Origin of the sequence: Marinobacter sp. F4206 (assembly GCF_019392195.1) — a bacterium.
Classification (GTDB): domain Bacteria; phylum Pseudomonadota; class Gammaproteobacteria; order Pseudomonadales; family Oleiphilaceae; genus Marinobacter.
Map to the genome: position 1 here is coordinate 71,354 of NZ_JAHXKI010000003.1, position 15,646 is coordinate 86,999.

11 protein-coding genes and 1 tRNA gene are annotated in these 15,646 nt (G+C 59.2%); 8 read left to right on the plus strand and 4 right to left on the minus strand.

The window, feature by feature from the left end; genetic code table 11:
• Position 1 precedes the first annotated feature (1 nt).
• The gene (locus KZO34_RS13490) at positions 2-1,093 is read right to left on the minus strand and encodes a GGDEF domain-containing protein (protein WP_219477375.1); all 1,092 of its coding nucleotides are present in this window, start codon (positions 1,091-1,093) and stop codon (positions 2-4) included.
• A gap of 250 nt (positions 1,094-1,343) precedes the next feature.
• On the opposite strand from KZO34_RS13490, the gene KZO34_RS13495 reads away from it, so the two are divergent.
• Positions 1,344-2,774, plus strand: coding sequence for an ABC1 kinase family protein (locus tag KZO34_RS13495; protein ID WP_219477376.1), 1,431 nt, complete (start codon positions 1,344-1,346; stop codon positions 2,772-2,774).
• Here the strand turns inward: KZO34_RS13495 and KZO34_RS13500 are convergent.
• Positions 2,729-3,157 carry a YqaA family protein gene (locus KZO34_RS13500; RefSeq protein ID WP_219477377.1) on the minus strand — a complete coding sequence of 143 codons (429 nt, stop codon included), beginning with the start codon at positions 3,155-3,157 and terminating at the stop codon, positions 2,729-2,731. The two genes, KZO34_RS13495 and KZO34_RS13500, sit on opposite strands and share 46 nt — an antisense overlap.
• Before the next feature lie 61 nt (positions 3,158-3,218).
• Here KZO34_RS13500 and KZO34_RS13505 point away from each other — a divergent pair, with 61 nt between their 5' ends.
• Both KZO34_RS13505 and KZO34_RS13510 read left to right on the plus strand, forming a co-directional pair.
• Positions 3,219-5,345, plus strand: coding sequence for a methyl-accepting chemotaxis protein (locus tag KZO34_RS13505; protein ID WP_219477378.1), 2,127 nt, complete (start codon positions 3,219-3,221; stop codon positions 5,343-5,345).
• A gap of 136 nt (positions 5,346-5,481) precedes the next feature.
• The gene (locus tag KZO34_RS13510) at positions 5,482-5,736 is read left to right on the plus strand and encodes a GrxA family glutaredoxin (RefSeq protein ID WP_219477379.1); all 255 of its coding nucleotides are present in this window, start codon (positions 5,482-5,484) and stop codon (positions 5,734-5,736) included.
• 81 nt (positions 5,737-5,817) lie between these two features.
• Here KZO34_RS13510 and KZO34_RS13515 read toward each other — a convergent pair whose 3' ends face one another.
• Positions 5,818-7,080, minus strand: a complete 1,263-nt coding sequence (locus tag KZO34_RS13515) for a 6-phosphofructokinase (RefSeq protein WP_219477380.1) — start codon at positions 7,078-7,080, stop codon at positions 5,818-5,820.
• 156 nt (positions 7,081-7,236) lie between these two features.
• On the opposite strand from KZO34_RS13515, the gene mpl reads away from it, so the two are divergent.
• The 4 genes from mpl (at position 7,237) to KZO34_RS13535 (ending at position 12,636) form a co-directional block, all read left to right on the plus strand.
• Positions 7,237-8,631, plus strand: a complete 1,395-nt coding sequence (gene mpl, locus KZO34_RS13520) for a UDP-N-acetylmuramate:L-alanyl-gamma-D-glutamyl-meso-diaminopimelate ligase (RefSeq protein WP_219477381.1) — start codon at positions 7,237-7,239, stop codon at positions 8,629-8,631.
• Between the two features lie 37 nt (positions 8,632-8,668).
• Positions 8,669-9,316 (plus strand): flavin prenyltransferase UbiX, encoded by a 648-nt coding sequence (locus KZO34_RS13525; RefSeq protein ID WP_219477382.1) that lies wholly within the window; start codon positions 8,669-8,671, stop codon positions 9,314-9,316.
• A 126-nt stretch (positions 9,317-9,442) separates the two neighbouring features.
• Positions 9,443-10,582 carry an acyl-CoA dehydrogenase family protein gene (locus KZO34_RS13530; protein ID WP_219477383.1) on the plus strand — a complete coding sequence of 380 codons (1,140 nt, stop codon included), beginning with the start codon at positions 9,443-9,445 and terminating at the stop codon, positions 10,580-10,582.
• Positions 10,583-10,737: 155 nt separating this feature from the next.
• A complete protein-coding gene (locus KZO34_RS13535) occupies positions 10,738-12,636 on the plus strand; it encodes a hypothetical protein (protein ID WP_219477384.1) in 1,899 nt (632 codons plus the stop codon).
• A 99-nt stretch (positions 12,637-12,735) separates the two neighbouring features.
• Here KZO34_RS13535 and KZO34_RS13540 read toward each other — a convergent pair.
• Positions 12,736-12,822, minus strand: a tRNA-Leu gene (locus tag KZO34_RS13540).
• Between the two features lie 255 nt (positions 12,823-13,077).
• On the opposite strand from KZO34_RS13540, the gene rnr reads away from it, so the two are divergent.
• On the plus strand, positions 13,078-15,645 hold the full coding sequence (gene rnr / locus KZO34_RS13545) for a ribonuclease R (protein ID WP_219477385.1): 2,568 nt from the start codon (positions 13,078-13,080) through the stop codon (positions 15,643-15,645).
• Position 15,646: the final 1 nt, after the last annotated feature.

A 15,646-nucleotide genomic window follows, 5' to 3' on the forward strand; every position in this document is an offset into this window, starting at 1 on the left:
GTCAGGCGGCATGTTCCCCTTCGGCCGCGCAGGCCTGATCCCTGCCCAGGGTTTTGGCCCGGTACAGGGCCTCGTCCGCCCGCTGCAGCAGGCGGTCAATGGATTCGGAACCTCGCATTCCTGCCACACCAACGCTGATGGTGGCCTTTACCCTGTGTTCGTTCACCGGCACGGCAGAGCGGGCAATTGCTTCGCGGATGCGGTTGGCCATTTTCAGGGCTTCAGAGCTTTCGGTTTCCGGTAACAGTACCAGGAATTCCTCCCCTCCCCAGCGCGCAAGCGTATCGACCTTCCGGCACTCATTCCGCAGTGTTCGGGCGACCAGGATGATCAGTTCGTCACCGACGTGGTGGCCGTGGGTGTCGTTTACCGCCTTGAACAGGTCAATGTCCATCAACAGAACCGAGAACGAGCGCGCGCTGCGAAGGTAGCGCTGGTATTCCGCATCCAGTTGCGCCAGGGCCTCGCGTCGGTTAGCCAGCCCGGTCAGTGAATCGTGTTTGGCCGCGTATTCGAAATCCGCAGCCAGTTTGAGCAGGCCCAGTTTGCTGCGCCTGCGACTTTGATCAAGTATGTAGCAGGTGACCATCTCAAACCCGAGGGCCGCGAGCATGGTCAGCCGGAAACCGGAGGTGTAGGGCGAGCCGAAGAGAGCATCGCCCAGTGGGCTGAACAGCAGAATGAGTGCTGCAAAACCACCGGCGCAGGCCAGTACGCCAACCCGCGCATCGCTGATGTAAAAGATAATGGGTGGATAGGCGAACAGCCAGATGATGGCAGAGCCATCTTCCACGGCGTGCACGGCCAGATAGGTGAACAGCACGGTGATCAGGGCAATGAAGCCCCGGCGCTGCATGAGCCTGCTGCCGGTCAGCCAGAACAGGACGGTATTGACGCCGAGCAGTGCCGCGATCGCAAGAAGCAGGGGCGAGGTGACCGGATCGTCCTGCAGGCTGGAGCGCCAGGCAAAAAACAGCAACAGTGGGATCGCAACGGCGGTGAGCCAGTTGATCAGAATAGGGACCGGTATTTCACCTTTGACCCGAAACTGCGACAGTTTCGTGTCCGGCGTATTCAGTGAACCATGTGTCATGTTCAGGTCTTGTTGTTGTGATGCTGTTCATGGAACCTGTGCAAGCCCATACTAGATCGGTTTTGGGCCGAAAACTGTGTAAAAACGTAAACAGGTAATACAGACACCTTTAACCCTCTGGCCAGGCGGGCGCATTGGCTCGTTGGCCGGCGAATACGGGTCGATACGGTTAGGTCACGTTGCCACAGTATCCGTATAATGATGACAGCCGCCGGTGACGGTGAAATTCTCGGATCGCGACAGGTCATTCATGTCAGCCAGACGTTCAGGTAAATCGGTCTCCCGCATCAAAACCGGCAGCTTTGAGCGCCGATTGAGCCTCACCCGCGCCGGTTTGTATGCCGGTGGTCGCATGGCCTCGCACATGGCCACCAACTGGTTCAGCAACAAGGAAAAGCGCGAGAAGAAACATCGGGCCATGCTGTCGAGTCAGGCCCGTTTTCTCGTGGACGAGCTCGGTCAGCTGAAAGGCAGCGTGGTTAAAATCGGCCAGGTCATGGCGCTTTACGGTGAGCATTTCCTGCCGGAAGAGGTGACGGAGGCCTTACACACGCTGGAAGACCAGACCACGTCTCTGGAATGGCCGGCCATAGAGAAAGTCCTGAAAGAGGAGCTGGGTGCGGGGCGTCTGGCAGAGTTGGACGTGGATCCGGAGCCGATCGGGGCCGCATCGCTTGGTCAGGTGCACCGGGCCGTGCGACGCAGCGACGGTCTGGAACTGGTGTTGAAGGTCCAGTATCCGGGAGTCGCCGATGCCGTCGACAGCGATCTGAACGCGGTTGCCCAGTTGCTGAAAATTGCCCGGCTGGTCAGTTTCGGCCCGGAATTCAATGACTGGCTGGAAGAAGTCCGGGAGATGATGCATCGGGAGGTGGATTATCGCCTCGAAGCGCGAACCACGGAAAAATTCCGTGACATGCTGGCTGCCGATCCGCGCTTCATCGTTCCTCGGGTGCTGCAGGAATTCTCCACCGCCCACGTTATTGCCTCAACCTACGAGCATGGTCATGCGGTCAGCTCCGGCCCGGTCCGGGAGCTGCCTCTGGCGCGCCGCACCGCCCTGGGCGAGGCGGCGCTGGAACTGTTTTTCCGCGAGTTGTTTGTCTGGGGTGAGATCCAGACCGATCCCAACTTCGGCAATTACCGGATCCGGATTGCGGGTGAAGAAGGGGAAGATCGTGGCTATGATCGCATCGTCCTTCTGGATTTCGGCGCCGTTCAGTCCTACAGCGATGAGTTTCTCGACCCGGTCCGGCAAATGATTCAAGCCTCCTACGAAAACGATCTGGACGCGGTGATCGAGGGCGGTGTAAAACTGCGCTTCATGAGCCGGGACTGGCCCAGGGATGTGCTGGAGACGTTTGGGGCAGTCTGCATGTCGGTGCTGGAACCCTTGTCCCGGAATCAGGATCAGTGGCCGGACTATGCGGTGAATGTCCATGGCCAGTATCGCTGGAAGCAGAGCGATTTGCCTTCCCGGGTAGCCCGACAGGCGGCCCGGTCGGCCATCAGCCGGTATTTCCGGGTGCCGCCCAAGGAATTCGTCTTTCTCAACCGCAAATTGATTGGCGTGTACACCTTCATCGCCGTTCTTCACTCGGAATTCAATGGTGAGCCGTTGCTCCGCAAATACCTCTACGGTGAGGACGCTTCAGCCACGAGCCAGAGTACGAAGGCGTAGCGAAGGCCCTTGCCAATTCCCACCAGGATTACAAAGTTGAGCCAGGGCACCCGCATGATGCCGCCCACAAGCGTGAGCGCATCTCCGCCGAGCGGTAACCACCCAAGCAGCAGGGACCACTGACCGTAGCGGTTGAACCGGTTGCGGGCACGATGCAGCTGCAGTTCGGAAATCGGAAACCACCGCTTATCCTTAAAGCGATCCACTTGCCGGCCGATAACGCCATTAACAACGGAACCGAGCGTGTTGCCGAGCGTGGCCCAGAACCACAGCCACCAGTAGGACAATCCCTGAGTTACCAGGGTGCCCAGTAATATCTCGGAGTATGCGGGTAGCAGCGTTGCGGCTGCGAATGCCGTCAGGAACAGCGTCAGGTACGCCAACCAGACCTCCTTGCATCAAGAATCAGAACGTCGCCTTATTCGTTAAACAGGTCGCCCCACGATGAAAAAGCTTTCCCTTCAGTTCAAACTCTATGCCCTGGTGATATCCCTGTTGCTGGTGATGGGTATCAGCATCGTTGTCACCGCCCAGATGTCGCTTGGCAGCATGGAAGACCGGCTGACTTCCGAAACCCGGGATACGGTACAGGGTATTGTCATGGACCAGTTGAGCGCAACGGCGGGCAAGTACGGTGAACTGGTGAGCGGCCAGTTTGCCACCGCGTACCGGACGCCGGAGGTGGTTCGGAATGTTATTACCCGCAACATCGAGGCCGACAGCTCGGGACGAATCAGCCGCCGGGCGCTCCAGGAAACCGTCGGAGCGGTCCTCGAAGAGCAGGGGAGCCTCAGTTCCATCTATGCCCAGTTCGAACCGGATGCCTACGACGGCCAGGACCGGTATTTCACCGGCGGTGTCGAAGAGCACAGCAGCGACGAAGGCACTCTGGAAATCTATTACTACCGGGATCCGGAAGGCAACGTGGTATTCAGCCGGACCGAAGATCCCGCTACCAAGTACCTGGAGCAGCGCAACGAGTTCGGTATCCGGGAAGCAGAGTGGTATCTCTGTTCCCGTGACCAAAAGGCGCCCTGCATCATGGAGCCCTATGAGTACGAGATCGAAGAGGGCTACAGCGAACTGATGACCAGCCTGGTCATGCCCATTCTCAATGATGGCGAATTTGCCGGGGTGACGGGTACCGACATCAACCTGTCCACGCTGCAGAAAACCATCGCGGGGGTCAGCCAGAACCTGTTCGATGGCCAGTCCCGGGTCACGCTGCTGAGCAAGGGCGGGCTGATCGCGGCGTCCAGTCATTATCAGGATTACCTGGGCCGGCCATTGCAGGAGGCATTGCCCGAGCTGGGGGATGAATTCGTCCAGTTGCACGCCGGGAAGGGCAGTTTCGATAACGGTGAAACCCTCGCGGTCTCCTATCCCATTGAGATCGGCCTCGCCGATACCCAGTGGTCCCTGCTGATTGAGTTGCCACGGGATACAGCGCTCGCCAGTGTGAACGAGATAACCACGATGCTTTCGGACGAAGTGGCGGCAACGGCGACGGGTCAGACTGTTGTCGGCGTGGTGGTGGTCGTGCTGGCAACGATGGTACTGGTCCTGCTGGTGCGGTCGGTTACCCGACCGTTGAACGAAATTCGGGACCGGATGCAGAACCTGGCCAGTGCCGAGGGCGACCTGACCCGGGAGCTGGATATCGATACCCACGCCGAGCTGATTGATCTCGCGGCTGGTTTCAATACCTTCCTTGGCCGCCTTCGGGGAATGATCAACGACCTTAAGGACGTGAACGCGCGTGTCAGTGAACAGGCCAGGGGCGTCGGCTCTATTGCCCTGGAAACCGACGAGCAGACATCCCGTCAGCATCAGGACATCGACAGCGTGGTGACCGCGATGAACGAGATGTCCGCGGCGGCGGGAGAGGTTGCCGGTTTCGCCGTGGATGCCGCGGATAACGCCCGCATGGCCCAGGATGGTATCCAGTTTACCCAGGACACGTTGCTGTCGGCGGTCAACGGAGTCAACGCAGTGTCCAGCAACATGACCGAGGCGAGCACGGCGATTGGCCATGTTGCCAGTCGCAGTGAGGACATTAACCGCATTCTGGACGTTATTCGGGGGGTCGCTGAGCAGACCAATCTGCTGGCGTTAAACGCCGCTATCGAAGCCGCCCGGGCCGGTGAACAGGGGCGGGGATTTGCCGTGGTCGCCGATGAAGTGCGGACCCTGGCTTCACGGACCCGCGAGTCCACCGACGAAATCAGTGACATGATTGATGGCCTGAAAGTGGACGTAAATGGCGCGGTCTCGGTTATCGAGAGTGGTGTGGAGCGAGCCTCCAGCGCGGTTGACGGTACCCAGGAAGCGGCTCATTCGCTGGCAACGGTGGTCGAGCGGATTGGCACGATTGTCGAGCATGTGACCCACGTTGCCACCGCTGCCGAGGAGCAGAGTTCCGTCAGTGAGGAAATCAATCGAAACCTGACCCAGATTGGCGATGCCGCCAACGATCTCAGAGAACTGGCAACCCGTGTCAAAGGCAGCGGAATGACGCTGGATGAACAGGTCCAGGTGCTTGAACGGGAACTCGGTCGCTTGAAAACCTGACCGGGCATGCGGGCATCGTCCCGCGCTATGAGGGTGATTCAAAGCATCAATTTTCATTTCCAGGCCGTCGTGAGATCATTCGTTTCAGGATTTTACAGGCAGATAACCAGATAGCGCCGGTGTTCAGGAGGTCGTTATGGAACAGATTACTATTTATGGCCGCACAAGCTGCGGCTTCTGTGTTCGGGCCAAGAGCCTGTGCGAAGCCAAGGGGCTGTCGTACAAATGGGTTGATGTGATGGCGGAAGGGCTGAGCAAGGCTGACATTGCCGACCGGATCGGCCGGCCTGTGCACACGGTGCCTCAGATCCTGGTGGGTGATCAGTACATTGGTGGCTGTGACGAGTTTTTTGCCTTCGTGCGCGAACGGGAAGCAGCGACAGTCGGTTGATCGGGTTCTCGCGATGAGAAAGAAAAACGCCCGGAAGTGTGAGCTTCCGGGCGTTTTTTATGGGGCGGATGTTGGCGCCGTTCAGAGATCGAATGGTGTTTTGAGTTTCTTTTCGACCAGCTGGTTCTTCAGTTTCGCCACCCGTGGCAGCCCGTTATCGAACGGCGGGAAGCTCTCGCCGACGATCAGCGGTTGCAGGTAGTCGCGGCAATCCTGGGTAATGCCGAAGCCATCGTCGGTGATGTAATGGATTGGCATTTTCTTTTCCTGGTTGGCCACTTCGCTCAGGGGCGCTTCACCAATCTTCCAGCGGTAGGGCGTACCCTGTTCCCGGACAATGGTGGGCATCAGCGCCTGCTTGCCGTTCACCGCCATCTCCACAGCGGCCTCGCCGACCGCGTAGGCCTGCTGGACATCGGTGGCTGATGCTATGTGGCGGGCACTGCGCTGCAGGTAATCGGCAACGGCCCAGTGGTACTTGTGGCCCAGGGCCTGTTTCACCATGTTGGCCAATGCCGGGGCAACGCCGCCGAGCTGGGTGTGGCCAAAGGCATCCTTGGCGCCGGCATCAGCCAGGAACCGGCCGTCTTCGTACTGAGCACCTTCGGAGGCAACCACCACGCAATAACCGTACTCCTTCACGCAGTGATCGACCCGGGCGAGGAAGGCATCGCGATCAAACGGGATTTCCGGGAACAGGATGATGTGTGGCGGCTCGCCTTCACCCTGGCCGGCCAAGCCACCGGAGGCGGCGATCCAGCCGGCATGGCGTCCCATTACCTCGAGGATGAAGACCTTGGTGGAGGTCTCGCACATCGACTTGATGTCCAGGCTGGCTTCGAGGGTGGAGGTGGCAATGTACTTGGCGACGGAACCGAAGCCCGGGCAGCAGTCCGTGAACGGCAGGTCGTTATCCACGGTTTTGGGCACCCCGATGCAGGTAATGGGGTAGCCCATCTTGTCGGCAATCTGGGAAACCTTGTAGGCGGTGTCCTGGGAATCACCACCGCCGTTGTAGAAGAAGTAGCCGATGTCGTGGGCCCGGAACACTTCAATCAGGCGCTCATACTCGCGGCGATTCTCGGAAAGGTTCTTGAGCTTGTGGCGGCAGGAGCCGAATGCGCCGCCGGGGGTGTGAATCAGGGCCTGGATGGCGTCTTCGCTTTCAAGGCTGGTATCAATCAGTTCTTCCTTCAGTGCCCCGATGATGCCGTTGCGGCCGGCGTAGACCTTGCCAATTTTGTCCGGGTGTTTGCGGGCGGTCTGGATGACGCCGCTGGCACTGGCATTGATAACGGCGGTGACACCGCCGGATTGAGCGTAGAATGCGTTCTTGATGGCCATCTCGGGCTGGAGCCTCCTGCTGGTTCGACAATGGCGCAGATGATACGCCAAACGACGCGGATTTTCATGAGCAGGATTGCGGATGGCAGGCCTCTTGACGGGCTCGGGCGGATACGGGAGGCTTGTCGGGTTTCATTGGGAGAGGGCAGTAGCGGAATGCATATTCATATCCTGGGAATCTGTGGCACTTTTATGGGCAGCCTTGCGGTGTTGGCGCGGGAGCTGGGTCATACGGTCACCGGTTCCGACCAGGGCGTCTATCCACCCATGAGTACCCAGTTGGAAGCTCAGGGTATCCAGCTGATGGAAGGCTACAGTGCCGACCATCTGGAACCCTCGCCGGATCTGGTGCTGATTGGTAATGCCATGTCCCGGGGCAACGCGGAAGTGGAGGCGGTCCTCAACCAGAACATTGATTATATGTCGGGGCCCGAGTGGTTGGCCCGGGAAGTTCTGAGGCATCGTTGGGTGCTGGCCGTGGCCGGCACCCACGGCAAAACCACGACGACCTCGATGCTGCTGTGGATTCTCGAGCAGGCCGGATTCGAACCGGGATATCTGGTGGGTGGCGTGCCCAAGGATTTTCCGGTTTCGGCGCGGCTTGGCAACAGCGATTTTTTTGTCATCGAAGCGGACGAATACGACAGCGCGTTTTTTGACAAGCGCTCGAAATTCATCCATTACCGCCCCCATACCCTGATCCTCAACAACCTGGAATTCGATCACGCCGACATCTTCGACAATGTCGAGGCCATTGAGCGGCAATTCCATCACTTGGTTCGCACCGTGCCGTCCCAGGGCCTGATTATTCGACCGGCGGTCGATACCCATCTCGATAACGCTCTCGAGCTGGGGTGCTGGAGCCCGGTCCAGGATACGGCGATCGGAAGCGAGACGCCTCGCACCTCGGACTGGCGGGCGGAGCTGCTTTCCGAGGATGGCAGCCGGTTCATGGTGATCCATCATGAGCAGCCGGTAGCCACCCTGAAGTGGGACCAGACCGGCATGCACAACGTACGCAATGCCCTCGCTGCGATCGCCGCCGCCCGCCATGTGGGCGTGACACCGGACCATGCGGTCGCGGCACTGTGCCGGTTCTCCGGCGTAAAGCGCCGAATGGAGCTGCTGGCGGATATCGGTGGCATCCGGGTTTATGACGATTTTGCCCATCATCCAACCGCCATAGCGACCACACTTGAGGGATTGCGGGCCCAGGTTGGTGACGAGCCAATCCTCGCGCTGATCGAACCTCGCTCCAATACCATGAAGCAGGGCGTGCACCAGAAAACGTTGCTGCCCAGTGCAGCTGCCGCTGACCGGGTCCTCTGGGCAAACCTGAACGGGATGGCGTGGCTGCCCGAGCTGGTTTCCGACTGGCAGGCCGGAAATCAGGGGAAGGGGCAGCACACAGTGGAGGACTCGGTCGACGACCTGATCGGCCGGGCATTGGACGATCTGCCCAGCCCCTGCCACATTGTGATCATGAGCAACGGCGGATTCGGTGGCATCCACGGTAAACTCGTTGCCGAACTCGAGCGTGTTCAGGGCTGACCATCCGGTAATTCTTTCCTCAATCCAGGGCCAAGTAATGAATGAGCATTCCCCGCAGGCGCGAACCATCAACCTGGCGTTTACGGGTGCCTCCGGCGCCCAGTATGGCTTGCGCCTGCTGCAATGCCTGGTTGCGGCGGGTTGCCGGGTCCATGTGATGGTCAGTCGGGCGGCTCAGGTCGTGATTGCCACGGAAACCGATCTGAAGCTGCCAGGCTCACCACCGGCGATGCAGGAGACCCTGACCGAGTGGTCGCAGGCGAAGCCCGGGCAGGTACTGGTGTTCGGTCGGGAAGACTGGTTTGCCCCGCCGGCCTCAGGCTCTGGCGAAAAAGCCCCGCTGGTAGTGTGCCCCTGCAGCACCGGCACTCTCTCGGCCCTGGCCACCGGGGCCAGCAACAACCTCATCGAACGCGCCGGCGATGTGGCTCTGAAAGAGCGCAGGCAACTGATCCTGGTACCGCGGGAAGCGCCTTTTTCCGAGGTCCATCTGGAGAATATGCTGAAGCTGACGCGCATGGGCGCCGTCATCATGCCGGCCAGCCCGGGGTTCTATCACAAACCTTCCTCCGTGCAGGATCTGGTGGATTTTGTGGTCGCGCGCCTGCTGGACCATCTCGATATCCCCCAGGATTTGATGCCACGCTGGGGCGAGGAGCGAGCCCAGGGCAAGCGTAGCGGCTGAACCCGATCCCTATCGGCGATGGTTTTGGTCAGCGCGATTGATGGTTTTCATCATTGAGCGAAAGGGTCTCCGGACCGAGACTTGGTGGACGACAATCACAACACAGGTCATCCACCGAGGTTCATCATGATTCCACGTACTCTCTTCGACGCCGATCTCGAGGGCTTCCGCGATTCCGTCCGTAAATTTCTTGAGCAGGAAGCGGCGCCCTATCATGACCAATGGGAGAAGGACGGTCAGGTCAGCCGCGAACTGTGGCTGAAGGCCGGTGAGCTGGGATTCCTGTGTCCGACCATGCCGGAAGAGTATGGCGGCGTGGGCGCGGACTTCCGTTACAGCGCCGTGGTCATGGAAGAGGTGTCCCGTGCGGGCCTGTCGGGTATTGGCTGGGGCCTTCATTCGGACATCGTCGCGCCCTACATCCTGAATTACGGCTCGGATGAGCAGAAACAGCATTACCTGCCGAAGCTGGTGTCCGGCGAGATGATCACCGCCATTGCCATGACCGAACCCGGAGCCGGGTCCGACCTCCAGGGCGTGAAAACGACGGCGGTCAAAAATGGTGACCACTATGTGCTGAACGGCTCCAAGACCTTTATCACCAATGGCCAACTGGCCGATCTCGTGATCGTGGTTGCCAAGACCGATCCGAAAGAGGGCGCCAAGGGCACCAGCCTGCTGTTGGTCGAGACTGCCTGGGAAGGGTTTGAGAAGGGCCAGAACCTGAACAAGGTGGGCATGAAAGCCCAGGATACTTCTGAGTTGTTTTTCCAGGACGTGAAGGTGCCGGTCACTCACCTGTTGGGTTCCATGGAAGGCCAGGGTTTCTTCCAGCTGATGCAGGAGCTTCCGGCCGAGCGCCTGCAGGTCGCGCTCTCGGCTGTTGCGGCTGCCGAAGCGGCGTGGCAGTGGACCCTGGACTACGTCAAAGAGCGCAAGGCGTTTGGCAAGCCGGTCATCAAGTTCCAGAACACCCGCTTCAAGATGGCGGAGATGAAGGCAGAGATCACCGCAGCGCGAGTCTTTACCGACCGTTGCCTGGAGCTTCACCTGGACAAGAAACTCGACATTCCGACTGCGGCCATGCTCAAGCAGCTCACCACGGATCTGCAGTGCAAGGTCATGGACGAGTGCGTACAGCTGCACGGCGGCTACGGCTACATGTGGGAGTACCCCATCGCCCGGGCCTGGGCGGATTCCCGGGTGCAAAGGATCTATGCCGGCACCAACGAGATCATGAAAGAAATCGTCGCCCGATCCTTCTGAGGCATCAGGGTCCCGGCGGCATCAGGCCCCGGGGCCCGCTTTGCGCAGCGAATGCGTTACCAAAGTTTACAAATTGCCAAACCTATCAAGGTCTCCGGTCTCCACATCCCCTAAAGTAGCGGCACAACCTCTAACAAGGATAAACGGTTGCCGCGATGAAACGCCTCCCTCGTCTCTCTGTTTTCGCTCTTACGTTCACCCTGGCCGGTTGCGGCGAGGAATCGGATCAACTGCCCGTAGATGGCAGGGATTTCGATGGTGTTGAATACAGCGACTCGGCGCCCTATGCCGGCAAGGTCATCGACGGTTACCTGAATAACGCCCGGGTTTGGCTGGATATGGACGGGGATAACCAGTACTCCGCCGGACCACTCACCATCACTCTGGAAAACGGCGCGGATGTGGTGCTGGAATCCGGAGAACCAACCGCCATGAGCGGGCCGGGTGGCGAGTTTTCCCTGGACGTCTCCGAGCTGTCCGTCGATTCCGTCGTCGGCCCCGATCTGGATCCACGGGATTATCCCCTGATCGCGCTTGCGATCCCGGGCAAGACGCTGGAAGAGACCCGGGCTGGGGATGTGGTGATCACCGATGCCTTCATGATGTCGGCATCGCCCGGTCTTCGTAATGTCACTCCGTTGACCACGCTGGCACGGTTCCGGGGGCTGGCGGGGCTGCTTGAAGGGGCGGGGGACGATCTGGCTGACAGTCTGGTCGACCTCAACCTGGTCAGGGACTATGTCCTCGCCGGTGACGAACAGGCTCATGCGTATGCACGGGCCCTGGCGCGGTTCATGGCGAGCCAGATGCCCCAGGAGTATAACGATCTGCTGGCGGCGCCCGGCAGTGACGGTACCGAGCGGTTCTTGAGTCCCCAGGCGGCATTCCTGCTCGGCATTTCCGTAGTACAGAATGCGAACGATGTGGTGGCCATTGTTGACGAGGCGGCGGGCGGTGATTATGCCAATGTCGACGTGGACTCGTTGGCATTGCCGGAAGTGCCACTGGAACTGAGCGATCCCAAGCTGGTGACCAAGGTCCGGGTTCTCGCCCAGTCTGAGCGCTCGGGTGAACTGCCAACCAATCTTTCTGACCTGCAGGTTTCGGCGACGCTGGTCTTTGATTACAGCGAAGCCGGTCGCCTGCAGTCCGTTTCTGCCGAGGGGTGTATGGCGCCGTCAATGTTGGAGTTGGGGCGTCTGGTGTCTGTTAATGGCTACATGGCAAGGCTTGAGAGTCAGTGGTTGCCGTCAGCTGCGCTCTCATCGCAGAGCAAGGTCAACCTGGACAACCCCGGGGTGGACGAGCGCCTGAAGTTTGATTGGGCCAATCGCCGAATTTATTTCGATACTGTGACCACTTGCCACAATCACGAGGGTATTTTCGCGGACTCCAGTGAACTGGGCGGGACGCCCGAAATCACCTACAGCTGGTCTGAGCAGGCCGGTGGCGTTGTCGAATTGGTGGCGCAACAGGAAGACCCATTGCTTACGCGGACGCTGGAACTGGTCAGGGCTCCGGACAGCAGCACTGCAGGAATTTCTGATTTCCGGCTAAGTGAGGAGGGGGTGGAGCTGGCATCAAGAGCGTTCAGTGGTCCGGTTGATACCTGTGTACTGTCATCTGAAATCGCGGGTCTCGACCAGGTTGTGAGTGCCACTCGGCCCTACGACATCGTGGGGTACGAACCCCAGCCATCGACATTTGTTGATCCCGTTTTGGAGTTTGATGCCCGGGTATTTACCGATCCCGAATCAGGTGAGCCCGTTTCACTGAGTCGCCCGCTGCGATTCGGCTTTCTGGATCCGTCGACAGCCAGTCTTGGTAACGTAAGTTCCGATGGAGGCTTCGAGTGGGTTATGTATTACGCGTCGGGCGGGCAGAGTGCGATCAATGAGGTCCAGCCCAACCTGATAGAAACGGCCTACCTGAAAAACTACGGTGGGGTCCGCGCCTGTGCCCGTGAGTTCGAGGAAGCGCCTTCAGGGGCTTTCGCGGTCGTTGAGTACGGCTATCAGAGCCTATCCGATTATCTGCTCGGATTGCTGCAATAAGCTGTCATCCGGGCGCGGAAAATCCACAGGCCGAAACCGGTCTGGTGCTTTCTATTTGATGCGGTTTTTACGGGAATCATCACTTCCTGGGGGAGGAAGTGGTGCCGAGGAGAGGACTTGAACCTCCACGGGGTTGCCCCCACTAGCACCTGAAGCTAGCGTGTCTACCAATTTCACCACCTCGGCAGGTGATTTGCAGATTTATCGTTAGTTTATTGAAAACTAGACGTTTCTGCCAGCGGTGAGGTGTGTCCCTCAACCGATGGCGCGTACTTTAATAATTCCGGGAAAAGCTGTCAAACGTTTTTTGCAAAAAAGGTCGGCAGGTATTTGTGCTTATTCGCGGCTCCTTGTTAGGCAGTGGTGGCGTCCCGACGTTATACTGCAGAACAAACGAATGAACCTGTACCGATGTGGTGCAGTAATACAGCAAGGATCCGAATGGTTTCCAGGAAGAAAACTGACCGGGATCCTCACGCCAGTCGTGAGGCCCAGAATTATGAGAACCCCATTCAGAGCCGGGAATTCATTCTCGGCCACCTGAAAGACAGGGGCGCACCGGCAACCCACGAAACCTTGTGTGCGGAGCTGGGGCAAACATCACCCGAAGGAATTGAGGCCCTGCGCCGTCGACTGATCGCCATGTGTCGGGACGGCCAGCTAATCTGCAATCGGCGCGGCGCCTATCTCCCGATTGAAGAAGCGGATCTGGTCACCGGTCGCGTGATCGGCCACAAGGATGGCTTTGGATTCCTTGTGCCGGATGACGGTGGCTCCGATCTGTTTCTGACCGCCCGCCAGATGCGCCAGGTGTTCCATGGTGACCGGGTGGCTGCCCGGGTTGACCGGGTTGATGACCGTGGTCGCAGAGAAGGGGTGATTGTCGAAGTTCTTGAGTACCGGACCAGTCAGACGGTCGGGCGCTTTTTCCAGGAGAGCGGCATCAGTTTCGTGGTGCCGGAAAATGCCCGCATCAACCACGAAGTTCTGGTTCCCCAGGAGCATGCCGGCGAGGCCCGTCATGGTCAGTACGTGGTGGTGGATATCATCCGTCAGCCGAGCGTCCGGACCCAGCCCCTGGGCAAAGTAGTTGAAGTGCTGGGCGAACATATGGCGCCCGGGATGGAAATTGACGTTGCCATCCGCTCCTACGACATTCCGCACAGTTGGCCGCCGGCGCTGGGTGAGCAGGTTGCAAAGATTCCGGAAGAAGTCACCGAGAAAGACAAGGAGAACCGGGTTGATATCCGCAATCTCCGGCTGGTGACCATTGATGATGAGACGGCCCGGGACTTTGATGACGCCGTGTATTGTGAGCCCCGGCCCCGTGGCGGCTATCGGCTGCTGGTGGCCATTGCAGACGTCTCCCATTATGTTCGTCCGGGGACTCCGCTTGATGAGGAAGCGGTTAACCGCAGCACCTCGGTGTATTTCCCGGACCACGTGGTTCCAATGCTCCCGGAGAAGCTGTCAAACGGCCTCTGTTCGCTGAACCCCGGTGTCGATCGCCTGTGTATGGTCGCTGACATGACCATCAGTGCCGCCGGTAACATCAGTGGCTACAGCTTCTATCAGGCTGTCATGTACAGTCATGCCCGCCTCACCTACAACAAGGTGAGCGACATGCTCGAACATCCTGACTCCGAGGCGGGCTACCGTCTGAGCGAGCAGTACGCTCATGTTCTGCCACAGTTGCACAACCTGTATGGGCTTTATCAGTTGCTGCGCAAGGCCAGGACGGAGCGCGGTGCGATCGACTTCGAAACCACCGAAACCAAGATCGTTTTCGATGCCAATCGCAAGATCGAAGAGATCGTTCCGGTGACGCGGAATGACGCTCACAAGATCATCGAGGAGTGCATGCTGTGTGCCAACGTGGCCACTGCAAGATTTCTCAAAAAGCACAAGATCCCGGCGCTTTACCGGGTTCACGATGGACCTTCCGAGGAGCGCCTGAATGCGGTGAGGCTGTTCCTCGGTGAGCTGGGGCTGCAGCTGGGTGGCGGCGACAATCCGACCTCCGCCGATTACCAGGCCCTGCTGTCTGAAATCTCCGAGCGCTCCGATGCCAATGTCATTCAGACGGTCATGCTGCGCTCGCTCAGTCAGGCGGTTTACAGTCCAGAGGAAGGCGGGCACTTTGGCCTCGGGTTTGCGGGCTACGCGCACTTCACCTCACCAATCCGTCGCTATCCGGATCTGATTGCTCACCGGGCGGTTAAATCGGTCATCCACGGCGAAAACGCGTCAAAGGACGTTGTTAAGCCGCCGAAACCGGATCCGCAGCTGGCGGAGTACCCCTACGATCTCCCGCAGATGGAGCGCCTGGGTGAGCACACCTCCATGGCTGAGCGCAGGGCGGACGACGCAACCCGCGATGTTATGGCGTGGCTCAAGTGCGAGTACCTGCGCGATCACGTCGGCGAGGAATTTGACGGTGTGATCGCCGCCGTGGTGCCTTTCGGGTTTTTCGTCGAATTGTCGGGCGTTTACATAGAAGGTCTGGTGCATGTGTCGACCTTGAGTGGCGATTACTTTCACCACGATGCCGCCAAGCATCGGTTGATTGGTGAGCGCACCGCCATGAGTTTCAGACTCGGTGATGAAGTGCGGGTGAAGGTCGTCCGGGTTGGTATGGAAGATCGTAAGATTGACCTGGAGCTGATCAGTGAGCCTGTACACCGCCAGGCTGACCGTGACGCGCTGAGTGTGCCGAAAGCCGACGAGCGCGGTAAAGGCAAGCGCAGTGGCGGCAAAGGCAAGGCCGGCGCCCGGGATAAGTCGGGTCGCAAGGGCAGCGGGTCCAGTGAAGCGGGCCCGAAAAGACCGCGCAAGAAGACCGGCACAGCGGCGCCTGAGAAAGCTGGCAAATCGTCCGGCGCTGACAAGAATGAGCCGCCGTCAGCGAGAGACGAACTGGTTGCCCAGGCTGCAAAGCTTGCTCTGGACAAGAGTAAAAAGTCGGGCAAGGGTGGCAAGAGCGACAAAAAACGAAAATCCCGCAAGTAAC